We start from the raw sequence: 22,176 nt of genomic DNA, 5'->3' as shown, positions 1-22,176 counted from the left end.
ACAATAGTAGTAAATCGGTGTTTAAATAGCAATTTTTTTTGTCTTTTTATAAGATTTATTTTTCTGTTTATTGTATTGTAAATGAACAGATTGTGGTGTTTTTAAGTCTAAACTCCAATGAGTTCTTTCGTTATTGTAAATTTCTACAGCTTCTTTGGTCATTGCTTTTGCTATTTGAATGGATTTAATTGTTTTTTTTAGTCCAAATTCATATTTTAAAATTCCGTTAATACGCTCTGCAATTGCATTTTCGTAAGGGTCATATTTTTGCGTTGTACTTAATATAAACCCCTTGTTTTCAGCAAATTCACTATGGTCTGGACAGCAATATTGTATGCCTCTATCGCTATGATGAATTATGTTTTTATGGTTAAAAATACAATTTTTATAAGCCATATTAAGTGCGTTTTTAACCATTTCTACCCGCATATTGTTCTCTAATGACCAACCCATTATTTTTCGAGAATAGGCATCTGTTACCAAGGCTAAATAAGCGTGTCCTGCATCGGTTTTTACATAAGTTATATCTGCAACAAAAACTTGTTCAGCGTGTGTTATTGCTAAGTTATAGAGTAGGTTAGGAGACTTGTAAAAATAGTGTTTAGAGTCCGTTGTGATGTGAAAACGTTTGGTTCTCTTTATGAATAAACCTCTAACTCTGAGCAAATCAAACAGCGCATCTCTGCCCATTTTTATGTTATGTTGAACAAACTTTTCTTTTAAATGATCTAAGAGTTTTCTTGTTCCTGTTCCTGGCATTCTTTCGCGTATTTCCAAGACCAAATCAATCACAATGTTATTGCGTATTTCTTTGATTTTATAGGATTCAATTCTTTGATAATAAGCTTGTTTACTAATCCCGATTGATTCGTAAATCCATTTTATTTTAAAAGCTTTTTCTTCTTTTTCTGAATTTCGTTTGCTAACCAATCGGGCAAGTACTTTTTTGAAAGTTCCTCCCCAGTAACAGACTCAAATTCAATGATTACCTCTTGTTGAAATGCTTTAATTCCCTCTAAATCTTCTATTTTATTTTTTAGCAAACGAATTTCATCGTCTTTACTTATAGATTTATTGGTTTGCTCGTAATTGGTTAGTTTCTTCATCCAGTATTCGATTGTGCTTTTTGAAATAGCGTATTTTTTAGAAGCGTAATTTAAAGAAATTTGTCCATTATTGATTTGTTGAATTACAGAAAGTTTGTATTCAAAACTTACTTGTTTTCCGTTTCTTCTTCGGACGGGCTGATTTTCGGGTGTTTCCATTGGTTGCTAAAGGTGTTTAAGTTTTAGTCAACCTATTTTAGGACTCGACATTCGGAGCTATGCCCTGTAACGTTTTGCCACTTAGCGATGTTGGGAACTTCGTGACCGTTTATTTTCCGTTAAAGATAAAACTTTTTGCGAAACGTAAATGTGAATTTACCACAAAAATCGCAATATTGCTAAATGGCTGTTAGCAGTAGTACTTATTTGTTTTTCAGTTTAATATTTGCTAAAATTTCTTTTTCAGTACGTGCGAATTTTTCAGCTTTTTGATTACTTATCGATCCATAATCTGTCCACATTATTTCGCATCCATCTTCAATATTATCGTCATAGATTGGAATTAAATCTGCAATTCCAACAAAAGTATATTCCATTTCAATATTGTCGGAGTTAGTAAATTTAATTTCTGCATCTTTTCCAATTTTAACCGCTTTTTCATAGGCTAGCTTTGGATTTTCAGCTTTTATTAAATGAAAATTTCCCCAAGTGACAACTCGGCGTAAATCATTATCTTTTTTACGTTCAACAGGTTCACGTTTTTCAATAATTTCTACAATAAACCAATTTCCTTTTTCGTTAGATATTTTCTCAATTTCTTTCATTTTGATCGTTAAATTTCTGATTCTACGAACGCATTACTGCTAGCAAATTAATATAAGTCCAGATCTTTTTTATCGATATATAAAGAATTCTTAATTGGATTATGGTTTACTAAATCAAAATCATCAAGATTTTTTTCAAATATTACCAAAATTTTCTCCGGATTGAAATCAGCAATTTCAACTACTATGCCTTTTTCACCAATTAATCTCCAATAATTTTCCCCAATTTTTACTTTATTTGTCGGTTTTAAAGTTCCGTGAAAAGTTTTTAATTTAATTAATGTGTTTTTCTCCATTTTTTGGCGTATTACTGCTAACGTGTCGCCAGTTTGAGATGGCTGGAAGTTCATAAACGCTAAATTTTCTGCTTAACGAAAACTTGATTCGAAACGGTAATTCCACTAAATTCCAGCTATATCAAAATGGCTGTTAGCAGAAGTACTATTATTCACCCAGTAATTCTTCTACCTCTTTTTGTAAAACAGGTAAATTTCTAATCACTATTCCCCAAATTACATCGTCAGAAACTGAATCATAACCGTGAATAATTCTATTTCTTACATCGACAATTTTTCTTGAGTTCGAGATTACAATTTCGCTATCAAGTTTCAGAATTCGATTCATAGCTTCTCCAATTATTTCGATATTTCTTTCAACCGCTCTTTTTGTTCTTAAATCGTTTTGATAACCCTCAAATATTTTAGGAGTATCAATATAATAACTTTCTATTTCATTGATTGAGCTCAAAATATCATAAAGCCAAGTTTTAATATTATTGTCCATAAATCAACTGTTTTTTTTGATTTATAGTTTTTCTAAAAAAAGGATTTTTAATTGCTTTTTCTTCAAGTAAATCAACACTTCGTTTAAAAATATTCTCTAAAGAAAATTTTAAATCATAATAATTATCTCCATAATCGAGAACATCTAATTGTTGGAAATCAACGATTAAATCAACGTCGCTTTCAGAATTAAATTTATCAGTTAAAACTGAACCAAAAGCATACAATGATTTTACTTTATGTGATTTACATAAGTTTAAAATGTCTTTTATATGACTTTCAATTAAATTCATTTTTCTATTTTTTATAAAAGTAATAAAAACAAATTTGAGTTATATAATTTATTCTAAATTTCCTCATTTTTTAGCGTATTTCTGCTAACGTTTTGCCGCTTGGCGAGGTTGCGAACTTCGTAACCGATTATTTTCTGTTAAAGATAAAATTTCTTGCGAAACGTAAACGTGAATTTACCACAAAATTCGCAATCTTGCCAAACGGTTGTTGTGCGTTCGCTTTTTCTTTTTTTATGATTTTAATAAATTTTCGTCAAACCAAACATCTTCATATCCACTTTCTGTTATTAAGAATCTAAATCCATCATCTAATCCTAAATATTTTATTATTTTTGGATTTCTTTGCAGTAAATGTTCAGCACAAATTGGTTTAAAAAAATCGTCGTTTTCGGAATAATCTCCGCTCCAAATATACCAACAAACTTTTCCTTTTTCTGTTTTATGTCTTAATCCGTTCAGTTTTTCAAGATTTAAGTTTTCAGATATTCCAACTTTCAAGTTTCGGCTAATTGGTTTCCATTTCGATTTGTACTTTTCACAAATATCTTTCTGCTTTTCTATGTGAACATTCCAATTATTATGTTCTAATAATTCGTCAACATTAGTTTCTAATCGCTTTTTCCAAAGTTTCATATTAACTTCGTTTATTGGAAAATTAATTATTTCGTTATCCCAATCAAATATTGTTTCAGAAATTACATTATCGTCATCGTCCCAATCGAATTCGTCAGACATAATCGCATTAAAAGCGTAGAATTCCAATTCGGATTTCGTAATTTCCCTATTTAGAAATTTATCACAAAGTTCGATTAATTCTTTTCTTTCAATATTCATTTTGTAATCAATTTTTATTCGGATTTCTGGGCGGATTCAAGGGTCTAGCGCAACATCGTTAGTTATTTTTAATAAATCAAATTTAGTATTTTTCTTAGATAATGTGCTTAATTTTAGAATAACTTTTTTGGCTTTTTAAGGAGCCAAAAGTTATTTCCAAAATTAAGCCTGTGTGTTACTGATTTTATTAATTTCTTGGTTCCTCATTTCATTAGGTGTTTTGAAACCTAAAACCTTTCTAGGTCTGTTATTTAGGTTGTTTTCTATTCGTTTCAGCTCTTCAGTAGTTATTGTGTTAAAGTCGGTTCCTTTGGGTAAAAACCTTCTAATTAGTCCATTAGTATTTTTATTTGTGCCTCTTTCCCATGAGGAGTAAGGATGTGCAAAATAAATATCCATTCCAGTCTTTTCAGAGAGCCATTTATGATTAGCCATTTCCATTCCGTTATCGTAAGTCATTGTTTTTCTGAGGTATTGAGGATGTTTATTTAACAGCTTTGCAAATTCATGAGTTACTGTTTTTGATTTTCTGTTGCTGATTGGTACAATAATAACATATCTAGTTTTTCTATCTACGATGGTTCCAATGGCACTTTTGTGTCCGACACCAATCATCAAATCACCTTCTAAGTGCCCTGCTTCCAGACGTTTTTCAATTTCAATAGGTCTTAGGTCAATACTGACTTGGTCTTTGATCCGTGTTCTTTTTTTACCAAATTTTCTTTTGTCTCGTCTTTTGTGATGATGATAGGGGAGAAGTTTGATTAGTTTTTTGCCTAAAGTAGACTGCCTAGACCTATAAATATGCTTATATATAGATTCATAAGAAATAGACATGATAGGGTCATTTGGATATAATAACTTGATTTGGCCAGCCATTAATTCAGGGCTCGTTCCTTTTAATAAGCTTCTGTAAACGAATATCTTAAGTTTAGCATATGAATTTATTTTGTCTTGAGTTCTTTTGTTTTTATTGGTTTCTAAAGCATACCAATGTGCTAAATCAGCCTTGTAAATATCGGTTGGGTTTCTTACCCAAAGATTTACTTCTCGGGTTATGGTAGATCGATTTCGATTTAATTGCTTTCCAATGTAGTTTTCGGTCCTATTTTCCTTAAGTAATGTCTCAATTATAATACGTTCTTCTAAGGATAATCGCTTGTACTTTTTTTCCATAATTCAACAAAGATAAAATTTATCATTTGTTGCGCTAGGTTATTGAATTCTCCCTCGGTTTTCTAAAATAACAGCTAACGTTCTCGCGCCTTGCGCCGTTTGCGACTTACGAAGACGAGTATTTTCGGCTAAACGAAAATACGATAAAAAACGATAATTCCACTAAATTCGCAAATGGCGCAAGACGTGTGTTAGTGGCTGGCTCTTTTTTTATCCGAATAATGTTGTGTTAGATTGTTCAATATTTTTTGCGTTGTATGACATTAAATTTTCAAATTCTTTGTAATTATCTTTTGATTTGATTACAAAAATTTTTGAAGTCTGTATTTTGTCTTCTTTTAATTCTGTGAATTTAGAAAGTCCTTTTTTACTATTTTGAATAATTTCTTTGTTGGCGTTATAAGTAGGTAATTCAAAATCAGATGGGACTGGATTTATTATGGCAATTGGTCTTTGAGTTTCGCAAAATGATTTTGTTGTAAAACGTGAACCACCATTCAAAGAACTTTGAATTAAAATTAATCCGTTAGAAAGTCCCGCTTGTATTCTACAAGATTTTACAACGGTAAATGTATCTTCTTTTTTGTCAGGTGGCATTTCAGAAATCAAAAGCCCTCCACCTTCAATAGTTTTTTCAGCGTTTTCAACAGTCTTTTTTAGCAATGTTTTTTTTGTATTGTAGTTTAATCCGCCTGCCAAAATACCAATAACTTTATTATGAATTTTATAGTTTGCTTTAATAGAAAAATTATCAACTCCTTCTGCAAGTCCATTGCAAATTGCCCAACTCAAATCAGAATAAAAAGAACCAATTCTTTCGGAAATTTTTATAGCATTTTCATTAGGTTCTCTTGTGCCTATTATGCAAACAGTTTTATTGTAAAGTAAATCAAGATTACCTTTACAATAAATTACTGAAGGTGGGTCTTTTATATCTTTTAAAAGAGTAGGGTAGTCTTTACTTGTAAATTCAATTATTGTAATCCCTTCATCTTTACATTTGAAAACAATTTCATTGGCGCTTTCTATTGCTTCGAAAATTATATCATCATCAAATTGCTTGTTATTAGCAGAAGTGATTTTTTTAATTTCTTGAATTATGTCGCCAGTTTCAAAAGTGTTATTTGAAACTACTTTTTTTACAAAAGCAGGACCAATGCCTTTTAATTCTGACAATGCAATTATTCCGACGATTTTGTTATTATCTCTCATTGTTTAGCAATATTTTCAATATATCCACATCCATCTCCTCTAAATTTAGGTAGTAAACAAGAATAAAATTTTGTACCATCTACCTTTTTTATTTTGATTTTTAAAAGTTTACCACATTTAGGGCAAATTTTACTTTCTATTGGTAAAATTAAATAGAATAATGCTATAAACAATATGTTTTTTGCTCCTTTGTTTTTTAACTGTTTTGCTATTTCGTGAGCAGTTGCCGAAGATGTGAATTGGTCATCAATAACAATGATATTTTTGTCCTTAATTTCAACTCCATCAATCGTTTTTAAATATTTAGAAATAAAGTCTCTTCTTGCTTGATAGTTTGGTCTACTTCTTAAATTGCCTTCAACATCTTGTGACCACTCAAATAACTTTACTTTGTTTAAATTTGAATTTATAAGCTCAAAAATCTCCTTCATTTTGTTCGGAGGATTTGTTGTTTTCTTGTCTGAAACATAGGTTAAATAATCCCATTTATATTCAGGAAATTTACTTACTCTATCCAAGTAGTTGGAAACTGATTGAGCGAGCATTGAAATGAAATCTTGATTTCTTTGAGGATTGTCTATTTGATAATATTTGTCAGCTCTTGCGAATCTATCACACTCTCCATCTTCTTGTCTTGCTAGACATCGAAATGCGATAAAATTTCCATTAGAATGTTTTGTTATAAACCTTACCATTTTATCCGAAGTTTCTCCTTGAAAAATAGCTTCTAATGCTAATAAGTTTTTTTTTGGATTACTTATTATTTGAATTACATCTTCAAATGTTTTTGCGTAATAAGTTGCTCCCATTTTTATTGGTTTTAATTCTTGTCCAATTCCATCACGCTCTTCTATACTTGTAGCTTTATAAAACTTTGTCAAGACTGTAGTAATATTTAATCTTCGTCCAAGTTCGACGTCAAGCCAACTGTCTCCAATCATTATATAATTGTCTTTATTAACGAAGAGGTCATTTAGTTCTTGATTTGATTGTATATAATTTGAAGTTTTTTCAATATTTGGCTTGTCAGTGAGACTAACTGCTGGAATTTGAAAAATCTCTTTTGCAATAATATTTACATAATCAGGATGACTGTCCGAAATAATAATTGGTTTATGTCCTTTTGCTTGAACATCTAAAATAAACTCTTTAGCACCTTGAATTAGTGGAATTTCTGAAATAACGGTTTGTTGTTTACCGTCTTTAAATGGCTTGAACTTTTCGTGAGCCGTGTCTGTCAATGTTCCGTCAAGGTCTAAAAGTATTATCATTTGTTGATTTAGGTTGTTGAATTCTCCGATTTCGGGGGAGCTTGCCACTAACGTCCCCGCGCTACAAGCAGTTTGGGACTAAATTAAGCCCATTATTCGGATTAGCCAAATCTCCCAAATACAAAACCAATTTCAAATTGAGCCTAATACCCAAATTGCTTGTAGCGTGTGTTGGCAGTAGTACTTTTTTATATCAATGATGCACACAGGGTTTTTGAGTTAAAAGGATAAAAGGAAGGCATTGTTCCTTCTAAATCTCCATTTTCATCTATCCAAGTTTGTCTAACGTTTTTGATTAAATCACGACTTAATGGAATTAATGCTTTTGGGTTATGAAAAATGCAAACTGCTTCATTCCAATCTTCTTTTATATCGCCTGGAATAATTGATTGTGAAAATTCAGCAGGATAATCACTTAGTTTTGCTTCAAAAACAAACCCCGCCCTTTCCATTATAATAAATTCTTTGGATATACCACTTTGATAACCCATTCGGTTAAACTTATGAATATCACTATTGTTGGTAAATATTACAGCACTGATATTCTCTGTTTCAGGTAATTGAAAAAAATTAGGTGGTATTTCTTTTTCACCAAGCTTATGAGTTTCAGTACGAACAACTTTTACGGGTTCATTTTCTTTATCTAAAGAATCATAACTTATTCCGTATAAGTACTCGATTATTTTTGCATCTGGTAAAAAACTTGATAGATAATTATGTGCAGGTGTAATTGCTAAAACTAATGGTTTTCCTTTAACCCATTCCAATTCCCAATATCTTTTTTTTAGTTTAGAGTAAAGCACACTTCCCATTCGCATTACATAATGTTCGATTAACTCTTCTTGAGCATTTAAATCATTATTTATTTCTGCGTTGTGAATATATTTTTTTGTGAATTTTTCTTCAACTATTTCGTTTGAAAGACTTGCCTCTACAAAGAAATTAATACCATTTTTTTTAACATTGAAATCTGGTCTATTTTTAGTTGTATCAAAACTAAATCCATTCTCTTTGAAGAATTTGAACAAAAATATTTCCCATAATCTTGATAGAAATCCTGTTGTCTGAAATTGTTCGATAAAATTTCCGTCATTGTCTTCCATTTCAATTGCAATTTCTTCAATTAATAATTTAGCTGGATTTAATTGCTTTGCTGTTTGAAGTAGTTTGAATTTTGGATTTAATTTATCATCACTCACAATATTTCTAAATAAATCTATCATTTTAAATTAAAAATTACGTTAAGTTCTCGATTACACTTTCGTATTACTGCCAACGTTTCGCCAGTTTGAGATGGCTGGAAGTTCGTAATCTCTCAATTTTCTGCTTAACGAAAACTTAATGCGATACGGTAATTCCACTAAACTCCAGCTATATCAAACTGGCTGTTGTGAGAAGTTTTTAATTAGCTTTAATAATCATATCTTTTGTGATTTTGATAACAGGAGCAGTTTTAATACTATCAATTTTCGGACTATTTTTTGGGTCTGAATTCTTTTCTAAGTAAACTGTTGTGGTGCTTTCTTTTTTCAAAACATTTACAACTTTCGTATCAAGTAAAAAAAACTGTTTGAGTTTTGTCCCTATGAAAAAATTAATAGTTTTCAAATCATCACATTCAAAAAGTTGGAGATTTTCCAAATTCGGCAAATTTTGAAGATTAAGGTTTTCAACTGGATTTCCTTGAATGTATAAGGATTTTAATTTATCATATTTGCCAATAAACTCTAGCTCCTTTAATCCATTTCTAAAAGCGTATAATCCTTGTAAGTTTGGCATTTCTTTAATTACAAGTTTTTCTCCTAATTTGTTTTCTCCAACATAAAGTTCTTCAATTGTTGTATTTCCATAGAAAACTTTTAAATCGGATATATCATTAGTCATTACGTTTAAGATTTTTAAACTTTTAAAGAATTTCAAGTCATATAAACTTTTTATGTTTTGTTTATTGACTTTAATTTTAGTTACAGTATCAATTTCGCTAATTTCGATTTCGTTATTTTTATTAAAATCATAACCAAGTTCAATTAATGCACTTTTCAAATTTTTATCTTTAAATTTTATTTTTTGTGCATTAACGTTCAAGGAAATTAATGCAATAATTATAATTAGGAATTTATATTTCATATGTTTTTTTTCGGTTTTCGGTTTTCTAAAATTTCTCACAACGTTCCCGCCTTAACTAGTTTGCAGGCTTTGGATACGATTACTTTCGCTGTAACGAATATACAATTAAAAACGGTAATTCCAGAGAATCTGCAAATTAGTTAAGACGATTGTTATGGGCTGGTTTTTTCTTCACAAACCTAAAAACACAAACAAATTTCTGCTTTAAATTCGAGATTTTTTTATTTAGATTCTCACTTTGTAAAGAATAAATCACTCTTTTTTAATTTTTCCCGTAACGCTGATAAAATCCCGTTTTAAGATTTAAATCCGAGATTTTTCTTATTTGCAAAATCACTTTGTAAGGAACAAATTACACTCATTTATTTTTACCCGTCAAGCTGATAAAATGCCGTTTGCGCTTCAACTTGGGAGTTTTCTTATTTTCAGATTTACTCTTTAAACCACAAATCACGCTGTTTTATGTCATTATTTTGTTTTGGATTATTTTCAGGTTGGAAATAATATTCTTTAAACAACAAAACGCTTTTTTTTGGCTTTTAAGAATCCATTTTTATTGCGCTTTTTTAAGAATTTAGAACGCTAAACCTTAAAATTATAGACAGTTTTTTCTTATAAAAATGGCTTTATCTGCGCAAAATGGGCAAAACTAGCCCATAACGTCTTCGCGCCTCATGCAGTTTGCAGCTTTTGGATGCGATTATTTTCTTCGTAACGAATATACAATTAAAAACGGTAATTCCACAGAATCTGCAAATTGCTTGAGACGTGTGTTACAGGGCGTAGCAATAGCCACAAAACACTTCCATCTTGCTTTTTTTGGCGGGAATTCTCTTTAAAAATAGAAACATTTTCCATTTAAAAAACACATTATTGAGTGGTTTTTTTTATAAAATTAAAGTTTTTCTTTTGTAAAATAAACTTTCTGAAAATACCATTATACACTTTTGACGTCGCAAAAAAAATCCGTTTCAATTCCGTCTAACCTTTTTCCCTTTTGGGCTTAAATTTCTGGTCACTCTCTTTTATGCAACTTATTTTGATTGATTTGTTCTGTTTTAAATCGCAACATTTATTCCTTTTATACTTTGTTTTCCTTAAATATTATTTGGTGAAAAATTATACTAATTCGCCCCATTTTTCGGCAATAAAAAGCAGTTTCTAAGAGAAAAGGAGGGGAGTTTTGACTTACATTACTTTTAAAAAATATATGCTTAAAAACGTTAATTTTCTATTTAAAAATCGATTTTTTCGGAGCTATGCCCTGTAACGTTATGCCACTTTGAGATGGCTGGAAAATCGTAACCGCTCAATTTTCGGTTTAACGAAAACTTGATGCGAAACGGTAATTCCACTAAACTCCAGCTAGCTCAAAATGGCTGTTGTGCGACGTATTTTATTTTTTTAGATAAATTTCTCCGTTAGTAAATCCATTCTTTTTTATAAACTCTTTAAACTGTTTTTTAGTTGGATTGATTCTAAACGGTTTCAACGTATCCTTTTTAGTTTCGGTTATATTTTGTAGCAATTCTAATTCATTTTCTGTTTCTATTCCATTAAGCCGTAAAATTCCATTTGATAGATACAATTTTTCAACTTCCCAAAATCCAGTTTCTTCAACAAGCTTATTTAAAAAAAAATAACCTTTAAATTTCTTCAAAACATTCTTCTTACTAATTTCAAAAATAGTGTCAGAATAAACATAACCCGAGAATAATGTGTCATTTATTTTTCTGATTTTATATTTTTCTTTTGTTTTCAAGTTAATTAAATTATTGTTTTCAATCACTTCATAGTTATGTAATTCACTTGTTTTCAAAGTATCTTCAATTTTTATTTTCTTAAAAATAAAATATTCGGAAATTTGTATTTCAGCGTTATTTTCTGAATTGTAATATATTCCAATAATTTTATTAGGAAACGCCTTGATTTCTTTAACATTTTGAGGTTGTGTTTCTCCAAAACTGACGTCTGCTCGTTTACAAGAAATTAATAATGATAAAAATAATAAGTTTAAAATTAATACTTTAATTTTCATTTGTAGTTTAATTTCAGTTTTTTGGTTATATGTTGCACAACGTTTCGCCAGTTTGAGATGGCTGGAAATTCGTAACCGCTAAATTTTCTGCCTAACGAAAACTTGATGCGAAACGATAATTCCACTAAATTCCAGCTATATCAAAATGGCTGTTGGTAGCTGGCAATCTATTTAATTCGTTTAATTTTAATTGGATTTTGACGAGTATCAAATACGTCTGCAATTTTTATAAGTTTTAATTCTATATCGACTGAATATATTATTTTATAATTATCGCAAACTATATATCTATAATTATAGACTCTATCAATTAACAAATCTTCGATTTGAAATAATTCTGAATTTTGTATAAGTCTTTCTGGTTCGACTAAAATTTTCTGAAGTATGCTTTTAGCAACTTTTAAATTTGCTTTTTCAATATAATATTGAAAAATTTTATCAAGTTCCCTCTCAGCAAAGTTTGACCAAATTATTGAGTAACTCATTAATTATACTTCTTAAAAAGTTCAGAAGTACTTTTATATCTACCGTTTTTAAAATCATTCTCGGACTTATCAATTCGGTCGTTAAATTCTTCTATTGACATAGGTTTAAATTCTGAATCTAGTTCTAAATCAATAGTAGATTTCTTTCTTAAAATATGTTCTAATTGAGAAATTACTTCTTCACTTTGGAGTTTAAGGAAAGCTTGCATAAATTCTATTTTTCTACTTTGAATATCCATAACAAAATATTTTTATCAAAATTACGAATTATCTCAAACAAGACATTCTTTTCTCTGTTTTTTTTTTGCTTGCTACCAACGTTCTCGCGCTACAAGCAGTTTGGGATTAAATCAGCGTTATCTTTCGGATTTGCCAAATCTTCCAAATACAAACCAATTTTTCAATTAAGCCAAATGCCCAAATTGCTTGTAGCGTGTGTTGCCTGCTGGCGTTTTTTCTACACGTTACAAATCTATGAAAAATCTACGTTTGTCTTTTCCTACTGCACCAATTTTGTTGTAAAATTTGATAGCTCTTTCGTTAAAATTTGGTGTCTGCCATTGAATATTTACACAATTATTTTCCTGTCCGATTTGTTTTAATTTTTCAAAAACTTGTTCGCCAATTTTTATTCCTCTAAAATTTGGTTCTAAATATAGGCAGTCCAAATATAAAAATGTCTGTGCGTCCCAAGTCGAAAAGTCAAAAGTGAATGAAAAATAACCTGCTAATTCAGTTCCACTATCAATTACATAGCAATACAACTTCGGATTTTGTGAAAAAATTGCATTTTTGAGTTGTTTTTCTTTACCAATAGATTTATATGTTGCTTGTTCATAGTCAGCGTGGTTTTGGCATAATTCTACCAAAGTTGCTAAATCTTTTTCCTCTAACTTTCTGATTATATAGTCCATTGTTGGTTGATTTCGGTTTGTAAAAATTCAATAAAATGCTGAAAATAATCGGGATAGGTTTTATTGTTCATATAGGCAATGTAATGCTTTCTTTTTAATCCATTTTTGCCAATTTTTATTGCTTTTATTGAGTTGTTTTTTAAATAGGGTTGTAATGCCCATTTTGCCATTGCCATAATTCCCATATCGGCTTTTACCATTTCAATTGATGCTTCTGTAAGTGGTAATGGCGTTATTTTTTTAGGGGTAACTTTTGCTGGTGCTAATAAAAACTGGTGAATAGTAACGGTTTCCATTGGCAAAGAATGTATCAATAAATGTTCATTTATAAAGTCTTCAGCAACGACATACTTTTTATTTGCCCAAGAGTGATTTTCAGAAACTACCATCATCATCTCGTCTTGAAAAAGTTCTACATACTTAATATTTTCGTCTTTTATTGGGTCGCTAATAATGGCAATATCTAAAATATTTTCTTGTAATTTTTGTAAAGGATAATGAGTAGCTTCCATCACAATTTTAAACTCAATGTTTGGGTATAAAAGATGAAATTGCTTTAAAACAGAAGGCAACCAATGGTAACTTGAATAACATTCAGTGCTAATTCTTATTTCGCCAACTTCTCCAAAAATCAATTGTTTAATTTCTTTTTCAGTGTCGGAAAGTTTATCTAATATTTCGTTGGCTGTGGCATATAATTTTTCTCCAGCTTTGGTTAAAATTAATTTTTTGTTCTGTCTCAAAAATATTTTTGTTCCCAATTGATATTCGGCTTCTTTCAATTGATGACTTAATGCGGATTGTGTCAAATGAAGTTTGTCGATAGCTTTTGTAATGCTACCTTCTTCTACAATTGCTTTGATAAGGCGTAAATGTCGAATTTCCATTTTAACTTTAAATTTTCACAAAGAAACGAAATTAAACAGTCAGATTTGTATGAAAATAATCGTTATAAATAATGAATTATTTTCGTTTTTATGGCTTACAAAGTTGTTTTAGTTTTGCATCATTATTAATCTTAAAATTTAGAAAAATGGATTTACAAATTAAACATTACGAAAACAAGTTAGCATTTGAAATGGACCCGTCTGATTTATTTGATGCCTTAAATAACAATGAAAAAGTTGTTCCACTTGATGCAAGAAAAGCATTTGGTTTTGAAGCTGAACATATTCTAATGGCAATAAATATTCCGCATCGTGAAATGAATGAGGAAAGTACCAAACATTTGGATAAAGACATTTTGTACGTAACTTATTGCGATGGAATTGGCTGTAATGCTTCTACAAAAGGGGCTTTAAATATGTCAAAACTTGGTTTCAAAGTAAAAGAGTTAATGGGCGGTATTGAATGGTGGAAATTTGACGGTTATGCTACCGAAGGAACAAAGTCAAGTCCAAGTGGTCAAAAAATTGAATGTGCTTGTTAATTCTTAATTGTATTTGAAAGTTGGACAAATGTAGGTTTTTGTTGTCTATATTTGTCCGCTGTCTTTTAGAGTTGTGTCGCTCTACGCTTGCAGGCAACGTTCCCGCCTTAACTAGTTTGCAGGCTTTGGATACGGATGTTTTTCTTCATAACGAATATACAATTAAAAACGGTAATTCCACAGAATCTGCAAATTAGTTAAGACGATTGTTATGGGCTGGTTTTTTCTCCCCAAACCTAAAAACGCAAACATTTTTTGGCTTTAAATACGAGATTTTTTTTATTTAGATACTCACTCTTTAAAAAACAAATCACTCTATTTCAGCTTTTTAATTTTCCTTATTGATTTTTTTTAAGATTTAAATCCGAGATTTTTCTTATTTGGATAATCACTTTGTAAGGAACAAATTACACTCATTTAATTTTTTACGTCACGCTGATAAAATGCCGTTTGCGCTTCAACTTGGGGATTTTCTTGTTTAAAAAAATCACTCTGAAAACCACAAATCACGCTGTTTTAAGTCATTATTTTGTTTTGGATTATTTTCAGTTTTTTAGTAATACTCTTTAAACAACAAAACCTGTTTTTTTAGATTTTAAGAATCCATTTTTTTTGAGCTTTTTTAAAGAATTTAGAACTCTAAACCTTAAAATTATAAACAGTTTTTTCTTATAAAAACGGCTTTATCTGCGCAAAATGGGCAAAACTAGCCCATAACGTCTTCGCGCCTCATGCAGTTTGCAGCTTTTGGATGCGATTATTTTCTGCGTAACGAATATACAATTAAAAACGGTAATTCCACAGAATCTGCAAATTGCTTGAGACGTGTGTTATGTGGCGTAGCAATAGCCACAAAGTACTTCTTATCTTGCTTTTTTTGGCGGGAATTCTCTTTAAAAACACAAACATTTTCCATTTAAAAAACACATTATTGAGTAGTTTTTCTTATAAAATTAAAGATTGTCTTTTGTAAAATAAACACTCTGAAAATATCATTACACACTTTTGACGTCGCAAAAAAAATCCGTTTCAATTCCATCAAACCTTTTTCGCTTTTGGGCTTAAATTTCTGTTCACTCTCTTTTATGCAACTTATTTTGATTGATTTTTTCGGTTTTAAATCGCAACATTTATTCCTTTTATACTTTATTTTCCTTAAATATTATTTGGTGAAAAATTATACTAATTCGCCCGATTTTCGGCAATAAAAAGCCGTTTCTAAGAGAATAGGAGGGAGGTTTTAACTTACATTACTTTTAAAAAATATATGCTTAAAAACGTTAATTTTCTATTTTAAAAACGAATTTTCGGAGCTATGCCACATAACGTCCCGCTGCTTTGAGATGGCTGGAAGTTCGTAACCGCTCAATTTTCGGCTTTGCAGAAAATTGATGCGAAACGGTAATTCCACTAAACTCCAGCTAGCTCAAAACAGCTGTTGTGCGTTCGGTTTTTTATTTATTAAAATTTAACATCATCTCTTTCGCAATAATATTTTGCAGGTTCAACTATGCAACCTTCTCTATATTTGTTTTTATAAATTTTGCTGTAAATTGTGTCTCCAAATTTATTGATTTTTCGGGTTACAATTGGTGGATCTGAATATAGTATTTCGTATACTTTGTCGGCTTTTTTGCATTTTAGACAAATAACTTTACCTAAAATAGTTTTCTTATATTTTGCAGTATAATCCAAACTCATTTCTATATTTTCACTTTCAAAATTAGTTACAGATTTTAGCAAAATTGTTCCAATTCCAATACCGCTACAAAAAAAGTCAAATGATTTTTCGTTTTCGGGTGTAAATGTCAAATTGAAATCTCCATTTTGGTCAGTATAACTTTCTGCTAATATTTTTCCATCTGCTTTCACAAAAATTTTCAGACCAATTATATCATTTTTCAGTTCTGCATTTTTTGGCTTTAAATGACCAATTATGAAAACTGGATTTGATAAGTTTTTGAAACTTAAAAAAAGTAGAGCCACAAAAAGCGGTAAAATATATTTTATCTTAAATTTCATTTTGGTAATCAATTTTCTTTCGGATTTCTGTCGTTCTAAACTGACGCACAACGTCCTCGCGCCTCATGCAGTTTGCAGCTTTTGGATGCGATTATTTTCTTTATAACGAATATACAATTAAAAACGGTAATTCCACAGAATCTGCAAATTGCTTGAGACGTGTGTTACAGGGCGTAGCAATAGCCATAAAACACTTCAATCTTACTTTTTTTGGCGGGAATTCTCTTTAAAACAGAAACATTTTCCATTTAAAAAACAAATTATTGAGTGGTTTTTCTTATAAAATTAAAAATTTTCTTTCGTAAAATAAACACTCTGAAAATATCATTACACACTTTTGAAGTCGCAAAAAAAATCCGTTTCAATTCCGTCTAACCTTTTTCGCTTTTGGGCTTAAATTTCTGGTCACACTCTTTTATGCAACTTATTTTGATTGAGTTTTTCTGTTTTTAATTACAACATTTATTCCTTTTATACTTTATTTTCCTTAAATATTATTTGGTGAAAAATTATACTAATTCGCCCCATTTTTCGGCAATAAAAAGCCGTTTCTAAGAGAAAAGGAGGGGAGAGTTTTGACTTACATTACTTTTAAAATATATATGCTTAAAAACGTTAATTTTCTATTTTAAAAACGAATTTTCGGAGCTATGCCCTGTAACGTCCCCGCGCTACAAGCAGTTTGGGACTAAATTAAGCCTATTCTTCGGATTTGCCAAATCTTCCAAATACAAAACCAACTTCAAATTAAGCCTAATACCCAAATTGCTTGTAGCGTGTGTTACAGGGCGTAGCAATATGTGTCAAACTTGTCAGTTTCTGTTAATTTCGCTCAATATTTTAATTTAGACAAAGATTTATTTGATTGTTATCTACTTTTAAAACAGCTTCTTTTTTGACTTTTATCAAAGTTAAGTTTAATTTTTGACAAAACTTTTTTTCATCTATAGTGCCGTTAAAGTTTCTTTTTTTCGGCAATGTAAATTCAACTCAATGTTTATTTTGAGATTTCTACCTTTCAAAATAGTAGAGAAGCTTTTAGATAAAATTCATTAAAGAATATTTTCTACTAAAATCCGAATTCATCATCTATGTCTAATAATCAACAACTTTTTTCTTCGGGTACATTTTTCCAGTTTATGTATCCACGAATATTTATTACTAGAAATACGGCATTTCCAATTGCTGTTCCCAAACTGTTCATTAAAACAAATCCTAGAAACATCCATACCACATTTGAGATAGCAAAAATTATAAACCCCCATTTATTTTTATTACCTAACATATAAACTGATAAAAGACTAAGTGATATTCCGAGCCAGTCAACTAAATAATATTCAAATATGTTTGCCATAAAATTATAAAATAATGTAAGTTAAAAATTGTGTTAGATTCTTGAATTCTCCTGAAGGCGGATTCAAGGGTCTAGCGCAACATCGTTAGTTATTTTTAATAAATCAAATTTAGTATTTTTCTTAGATAATGTGCTTAATTTTAGAATAACTTTTTTGGCTTTTTAAGGAGCCAAAAGTTATTTCCAAAATTAAGCCTGTGTGTTACTGATTTTATTAATTTCTTGGTTCCTCATTTCATTAGGTGTTTTGAAACCTAAAACCTTTCTAGGTCTGTTATTTAGGTTGTTTTCTATTCGTTTCAGCTCTTCAGTAGTTATTGTGTTAAAGTCGGTTCCTTTGGGTAAAAACCTTCTAATTAGTCCATTAGTATTTTCATTTGTGCCTCTTTCCCATGAGGAGTAAGGATGTGCAAAATAAATATCCATTCCAGTCTTTTCAGAGAGCCATTTATGATTAGCCATTTCCATTCCGTTATCGTAAGTCATTGTTTTTCTGAGGTATTGAGGATGTTTATTTAACAGCTTTGCAAATTCATGAGTTACTGTTTTTGATTTTCTGTTGCTGATTGGTACAATAATAACATATCTAGTTTTTCTATCTACGATGGTTCCAATGGCACTTTTGTGTCCGACACCAATCATCAAATCACCTTCTAAGTGCCCTGCTTCCAGACGTTTTTCAATTTCAATAGGTCTTAGGTCAATACTGACTTGGTCTTTGATCCGTGTTCTTTTTTTACCAAATTTTCTTTTGTCTCGTCTTTTGTGATGATGATAGGGGAGGAGTTTGATTAGTTTTTTGCCTAAAGTAGACTGCCTAGACCTATAAATATGTTTATATATAGATTCATAAGAAATAGACATGATAGGGTCATTTGGATATAATAACTTGATTTGTCCAGCCATTAATTCAGGGCTCGTTCCTTTTAATAAGCTTCTGTAAACGAATATCTTAAGTTTAGGATATGAATTTATTTTGTCTTGAGTTCTTTTGTTTTTATTGGTTTCTAAAGCATACCAATGTGCTAAATCAGCCTTGTAAATATCGGTTGGGTTTCTTACCCAAAGATTTACTTCTCGGGTTATGGTAGATCGATTTCGATTTAATTGCTTTCCAATGTAGTTTTCGGTCCTGTTTTCCTTAAGTAATGTCTCAATTATAATACGTTCTTCTAAGGATAATCGCTTGTACTTTTTTTCCATAATTCAACAAAGATAAAATTTATCATTTGTTGCGCTAGGTTATTGAATTCTCCGAATCTGCGTAGCTATGCCCTGTAACGTTCTCGCGCCTTGCGCCGTTTGCGACTTACGAAGACGAGTATTTTCGGCTGAACGAAAATACGATAAAAAAACGATAATTCCACTAAATTCGCAAATGGCGCAAGACGTGTGTTAGCGGTCGGGCTTTTACGTTCTATGGATACTCAAATCCAAATTCAATTCTTTCTAGTTTATCATTTTTCAGCATATATGTTGCGTAATAAATTGGCATATTATTACTTTTTAGTAATTTTGTTTTGCTGTCAGCTGGACTTTCAAGTCTGTAATTAAGTGTAATCGAAGTTTGTACGCTGTCTTTTGCTACATAACAATTTCCAAGTTTTTCAATAATTTCTTTTTTGTTTATTCCTAATTTAATTCCTTTTTCGGTTTCAAATTCCTTTGAATTTATTTTTTTGTAGTTGTGATTTGAGTTTTTAAAATAAGAAATTTTAAAAATACTTATTTGGTTATGTAAATCTCCAGGATGTACCGTTAAACTAAGTTTTTGATTATTGTCTCTAGAAATAAAAATATGAGAAGAGTCACCTTGTAATTTCGTCTTTTCTCCCAAAATTTTTATAGTACTTTCAACATTACGAATTTTAATTCCAATAACTGAAGTATCAGGATTAGAAAAGGAACAATTAATCTGCTTTAAATCCTTCTGTTTTTCATATTCTTCTCTTATATCTTTGTCGGCTTCTGGAACTAATTCAAATCGGTCAGATTTATCAACAGTATTATTGTTCGAATTATTGCAGTTTGCAAATAGTGTAATTGCCATTATTGATATAAATATTCTCTTCATTTTCAGTTGATTAGTTCCGTTTTTTTTTGCCTGACCGCTAACGTTTTGCCGCTTGGCGAAGTGGCGGATTTAGAAGCAGTTACTTTCATTTTAGCACTAATGTTTATTTGAAAACCAAATCTTCAATATAGCACCGAACCCGCCATTTTGCCAAACTGCTGTTAGCACCAGTTTTTATTTTTTCTTAATTAGTTTCAAAGTAAAATTCATTTGCGTGTCTGTATTATTTAGGAAGTCACTAAAAGTTTGAGTAATATTATAATCTGGAATAATACCTCTGTTGTATTTTTGATTTTCTTTTTTCGGAACATCTTGTTCTAAATTTACTACTGAAAATTGTATAATGATTTTAGATTTTGGTAATTTATATTCTAATGATGTATGTCCGTTGTGTCCGTAATAACCTCCCATTGTTTCTTCTCCAATTGTTGTTGTATTTTCATTACCCGCTAGCATTGCTGCAAAAAGACTTCCTGCTGATGCAATTTTTGGACTTGTTAAAAGATAAACATTGCCTGTAAAGGCATTTTGATTTGGGGTTCTAATTTTATGGTCGTCCGAATTTTCATCTTGATAAAACTTACCATTTTTTTCTTGTGGGAAAATTTGTTGAAATTCTTTATTAAATTTACCAATGAATAAAGGTCTTATAAAACTCGGAACTTTATGGTCGATGTATTTTAACATTGGAATTTTGTTAAAGCTTATCCACGCTTGAATATTTTCTTGAAATTTTCTATTTGTTAAATATGAATATGTTATCAAATCATTTGGGTCTGTTCCGCCACCATTGTTACGAACATCAACGATTAAATTTTTCAATCCTTCTGTTTTAATATCTGCAAAAATACTGTCTAAAAATTGATTGTATTTTAAATGTTCTTTTGTTGTTTCATTTCCCATATCGAAAGTTTGAATAGTTAGAATTCCAGTAATTGAATCCAACTGTTTGTATTTATACTTTTGATTTTCTTTTAAATCTGCATAATAATATTGGTCAACAGACATTGAATGCATTTTACGAAAGTTTTCTATATATGTTTTGTAATCAACACCTTCTACATTTTTTGTTTCTAACTGTTTTGAAATTGGATTTACATAATTTATTTTGAAGTTTTGAGTTAAGCCAAAATGAAGTCTGTAATACTTTGAAAAACTAGTCATTAAACCTATTCTTTTACCTGTTAGATTATTTCCATCGGTCGAATAATATTTATAAAGTTCAGGAATAATTTTTTCTGTTTTTGTGTCGTTTAGTTCAATAATTTCTGCACCCAAAGGAATTTGTTCACTATCAATATTTATAAGCCACTTGTCATCAATCCATTTAATAGGATATGGAAAATAGCCGTAAATTTCATTTTTCAAATTTTCGGCAAAGAAACATTATTGTGTACACTTCCTTCAAAATTTGAAATTGTGCAAATTAGATTATAAAAATCTCTGTAAGTTATTAACTTTTCAATTTGAAGATTTCCCCAATTATAAATACTATCAATCTGTTGTTTGGTTCGGTATTTATAAAGCCCTGAATTTGTTTGCTTTGATATTTGTTTAAAAATTTCAAAATCTTGTTTCATTTTCTTCTGGGTAAACCGCTCATCAATTGATTGTCCGAATGTGCAAAATGAAATAAAAAATATTAAAAAAAGTGTTGTTATTTTCGTCATTTTTCGGTTTTCTAAAATTGGTGCTAACGTCTTCGCGCCTCATGCAGTTTGCAGCTTTTGGATGCGATTATTTTCTGCGTAACGAATATACAATTAAAAACGGTAATTCCACAGAATCTGCAAATTGCTTGAGACGTGTGTTATGTGGCGTAGCAATAGCCACAAAGTACTTCTATCTTGCTTTTTTTGACAGGAATTCTCTTTAAAAACAGAAACATTTTCCATTTAAAAAACACATTATTGAGTAGTTTTTCTTATAAAATTAAAGATTTTCTTTTGTAAAATAAACACTCTGAAAATATCATCACACACTTTTGACGTCGCAAAAAAAATCCGTTTCAATCCCATCAAACCTTTTTCGCTTTTGGGCTTAAATTCCTGTTCACTCTCTTTTATGCAACTTATTTTGATTGATTTTTTCGGTTTTAAATCGCAACATTTATTCCTTTTATACTTTATTTTCCTTAAATATTATTTGGTGAAAAATTATACTAATTCGCCCGATTTTCGGCAATAAAAAGCCGTTTCTAAGAGAATAGGAGGGAGGTTTTAACTTACATTACTTTTAAAAAATATATGCTTAAAAACGTTAATTTTCTATTTTAAAAACGAATTTTCGGAGCTA

General features: G+C 30.2%; 24 protein-coding genes. 1 reads left to right on the top strand and 23 read right to left on the bottom strand.

What is annotated here, in order from left to right:
* Window positions 1–21: 21 nt before the first annotated feature.
* The 17 genes from LB076_RS12165 to LB076_RS12085 form a co-directional block, all read right to left on the bottom strand.
* Window positions 22–930 (bottom strand): IS3 family transposase, encoded by a 909-nt coding sequence (locus tag LB076_RS12165; protein ID WP_083319333.1) that lies wholly within the window; start codon window positions 928–930, stop codon window positions 22–24.
* Window positions 882–1,265: a helix-turn-helix domain-containing protein gene (locus LB076_RS12160; RefSeq protein ID WP_070786770.1), complete on the bottom strand. Its 384-nt coding sequence runs from the start codon at window positions 1,263–1,265 to the stop codon at window positions 882–884. Before LB076_RS12160 ends, LB076_RS12165 begins: the two co-directional genes overlap by 49 nt.
* 203 nt (window positions 1,266–1,468) lie before the next feature.
* Window positions 1,469–1,870: a DUF4288 domain-containing protein gene (locus tag LB076_RS12155; RefSeq protein ID WP_066335167.1), complete on the bottom strand. Its 402-nt coding sequence runs from the start codon at window positions 1,868–1,870 to the stop codon at window positions 1,469–1,471.
* Between the two features lie 47 nt (window positions 1,871–1,917).
* A complete protein-coding gene (locus LB076_RS12150) occupies window positions 1,918–2,220 on the bottom strand; it encodes a hypothetical protein (protein WP_066335172.1) in 303 nt (100 codons plus the stop codon).
* Window positions 2,221–2,314: 94 nt separating this feature from the next.
* Window positions 2,315–2,653 (bottom strand): HepT-like ribonuclease domain-containing protein, encoded by a 339-nt coding sequence (locus tag LB076_RS12145; RefSeq protein ID WP_066335175.1) that lies wholly within the window; start codon window positions 2,651–2,653, stop codon window positions 2,315–2,317.
* Window positions 2,643–2,945, bottom strand: a complete 303-nt coding sequence (locus LB076_RS12140; RefSeq protein WP_066335178.1) for a nucleotidyltransferase family protein — start codon at window positions 2,943–2,945, stop codon at window positions 2,643–2,645. The genes LB076_RS12145 and LB076_RS12140 overlap by 11 nt, the downstream gene beginning before the upstream one ends.
* A gap of 231 nt (window positions 2,946–3,176) precedes the next feature.
* Window positions 3,177–3,779, bottom strand: coding sequence for an immunity protein Imm33 domain-containing protein (locus tag LB076_RS12135; RefSeq protein ID WP_066335181.1), 603 nt, complete (start codon window positions 3,777–3,779; stop codon window positions 3,177–3,179).
* Between the two features lie 162 nt (window positions 3,780–3,941).
* Complete coding sequence (locus LB076_RS12130) at window positions 3,942–4,955, bottom strand: IS30 family transposase (protein ID WP_070786808.1); 1,014 nt, start codon at window positions 4,953–4,955, stop codon at window positions 3,942–3,944.
* 210 nt (window positions 4,956–5,165) lie between these two features.
* Window positions 5,166–6,167 (bottom strand): DNA-processing protein DprA, encoded by a 1,002-nt coding sequence (locus tag LB076_RS12125; RefSeq protein WP_066337162.1) that lies wholly within the window; start codon window positions 6,165–6,167, stop codon window positions 5,166–5,168.
* A complete protein-coding gene (locus tag LB076_RS12120) occupies window positions 6,164–7,438 on the bottom strand; it encodes a hypothetical protein (RefSeq protein WP_141672852.1) in 1,275 nt (424 codons plus the stop codon). Before LB076_RS12120 ends, LB076_RS12125 begins: the two co-directional genes overlap by 4 nt.
* 188 nt (window positions 7,439–7,626) lie before the next feature.
* The gene (locus tag LB076_RS12115) at window positions 7,627–8,661 is read right to left on the bottom strand and encodes a hypothetical protein (protein WP_066337166.1); all 1,035 of its coding nucleotides are present in this window, start codon (window positions 8,659–8,661) and stop codon (window positions 7,627–7,629) included.
* Between the two features lie 178 nt (window positions 8,662–8,839).
* Window positions 8,840–9,565, bottom strand: coding sequence for a leucine-rich repeat domain-containing protein (locus LB076_RS12110; RefSeq protein ID WP_066337169.1), 726 nt, complete (start codon window positions 9,563–9,565; stop codon window positions 8,840–8,842).
* Window positions 9,566–10,961: 1,396 nt separating this feature from the next.
* The gene (locus LB076_RS12105; RefSeq protein ID WP_066337179.1) at window positions 10,962–11,603 is read right to left on the bottom strand and encodes a hypothetical protein; all 642 of its coding nucleotides are present in this window, start codon (window positions 11,601–11,603) and stop codon (window positions 10,962–10,964) included.
* 167 nt (window positions 11,604–11,770) lie between these two features.
* Entirely contained in the window at window positions 11,771–12,088 is a 318-nt protein-coding gene (locus LB076_RS12100) for a type II toxin-antitoxin system RelE/ParE family toxin (protein WP_070786807.1), read from the bottom strand.
* Window positions 12,088–12,297, bottom strand: coding sequence for a hypothetical protein (locus LB076_RS12095; protein WP_232505655.1), 210 nt, complete (start codon window positions 12,295–12,297; stop codon window positions 12,088–12,090). The genes LB076_RS12100 and LB076_RS12095 overlap by 1 nt, the downstream gene beginning before the upstream one ends.
* Window positions 12,298–12,552: 255 nt before the next feature.
* Window positions 12,553–13,002 (bottom strand): GNAT family N-acetyltransferase, encoded by a 450-nt coding sequence (locus tag LB076_RS12090; RefSeq protein ID WP_066337172.1) that lies wholly within the window; start codon window positions 13,000–13,002, stop codon window positions 12,553–12,555.
* Window positions 12,990–13,889, bottom strand: coding sequence for a LysR family transcriptional regulator (locus LB076_RS12085; protein WP_066337170.1), 900 nt, complete (start codon window positions 13,887–13,889; stop codon window positions 12,990–12,992). Before LB076_RS12085 ends, LB076_RS12090 begins: the two co-directional genes overlap by 13 nt.
* Window positions 13,890–14,035: 146 nt before the next feature.
* Between LB076_RS12085 and LB076_RS12080 the strand changes: the two genes are divergently transcribed.
* Window positions 14,036–14,431 (top strand): rhodanese-like domain-containing protein, encoded by a 396-nt coding sequence (locus LB076_RS12080; protein WP_066337181.1) that lies wholly within the window; start codon window positions 14,036–14,038, stop codon window positions 14,429–14,431.
* Window positions 14,432–15,892: 1,461 nt separating this feature from the next.
* Here LB076_RS12080 and LB076_RS12075 read toward each other — a convergent pair.
* From LB076_RS12075 to LB076_RS14000, 6 genes are all read right to left on the bottom strand, one after another.
* A complete protein-coding gene (locus LB076_RS12075; protein WP_070786806.1) occupies window positions 15,893–16,453 on the bottom strand; it encodes a hypothetical protein in 561 nt (186 codons plus the stop codon).
* Window positions 16,454–17,555: 1,102 nt separating this feature from the next.
* On the bottom strand, window positions 17,556–17,738 hold the full coding sequence (locus LB076_RS14190) for a hypothetical protein (RefSeq protein WP_425598072.1): 183 nt from the start codon (window positions 17,736–17,738) through the stop codon (window positions 17,556–17,558).
* Between the two features lie 258 nt (window positions 17,739–17,996).
* Entirely contained in the window at window positions 17,997–19,010 is a 1,014-nt protein-coding gene (locus LB076_RS12065) for an IS30 family transposase (RefSeq protein WP_070786782.1), read from the bottom strand.
* Between the two features lie 214 nt (window positions 19,011–19,224).
* Window positions 19,225–19,881 (bottom strand): hypothetical protein, encoded by a 657-nt coding sequence (locus tag LB076_RS12060; RefSeq protein WP_157776688.1) that lies wholly within the window; start codon window positions 19,879–19,881, stop codon window positions 19,225–19,227.
* Between the two features lie 174 nt (window positions 19,882–20,055).
* On the bottom strand, window positions 20,056–21,249 hold the full coding sequence (locus tag LB076_RS12055) for a S41 family peptidase (RefSeq protein ID WP_198402044.1): 1,194 nt from the start codon (window positions 21,247–21,249) through the stop codon (window positions 20,056–20,058).
* Entirely contained in the window at window positions 21,246–21,551 is a 306-nt protein-coding gene (locus LB076_RS14000) for a hypothetical protein (RefSeq protein WP_066337155.1), read from the bottom strand. The genes LB076_RS12055 and LB076_RS14000 overlap by 4 nt, the downstream gene beginning before the upstream one ends.
* Window positions 21,552–22,176: the final 625 nt, after the last annotated feature.

It is taken from the genome of Flavobacterium crassostreae (assembly GCF_001831475.1).
Lineage (GTDB): Bacteria > Bacteroidota > Bacteroidia > Flavobacteriales > Flavobacteriaceae > Flavobacterium > Flavobacterium crassostreae.
This window is presented reverse-complemented; position numbering and strand designations above follow the sequence as displayed.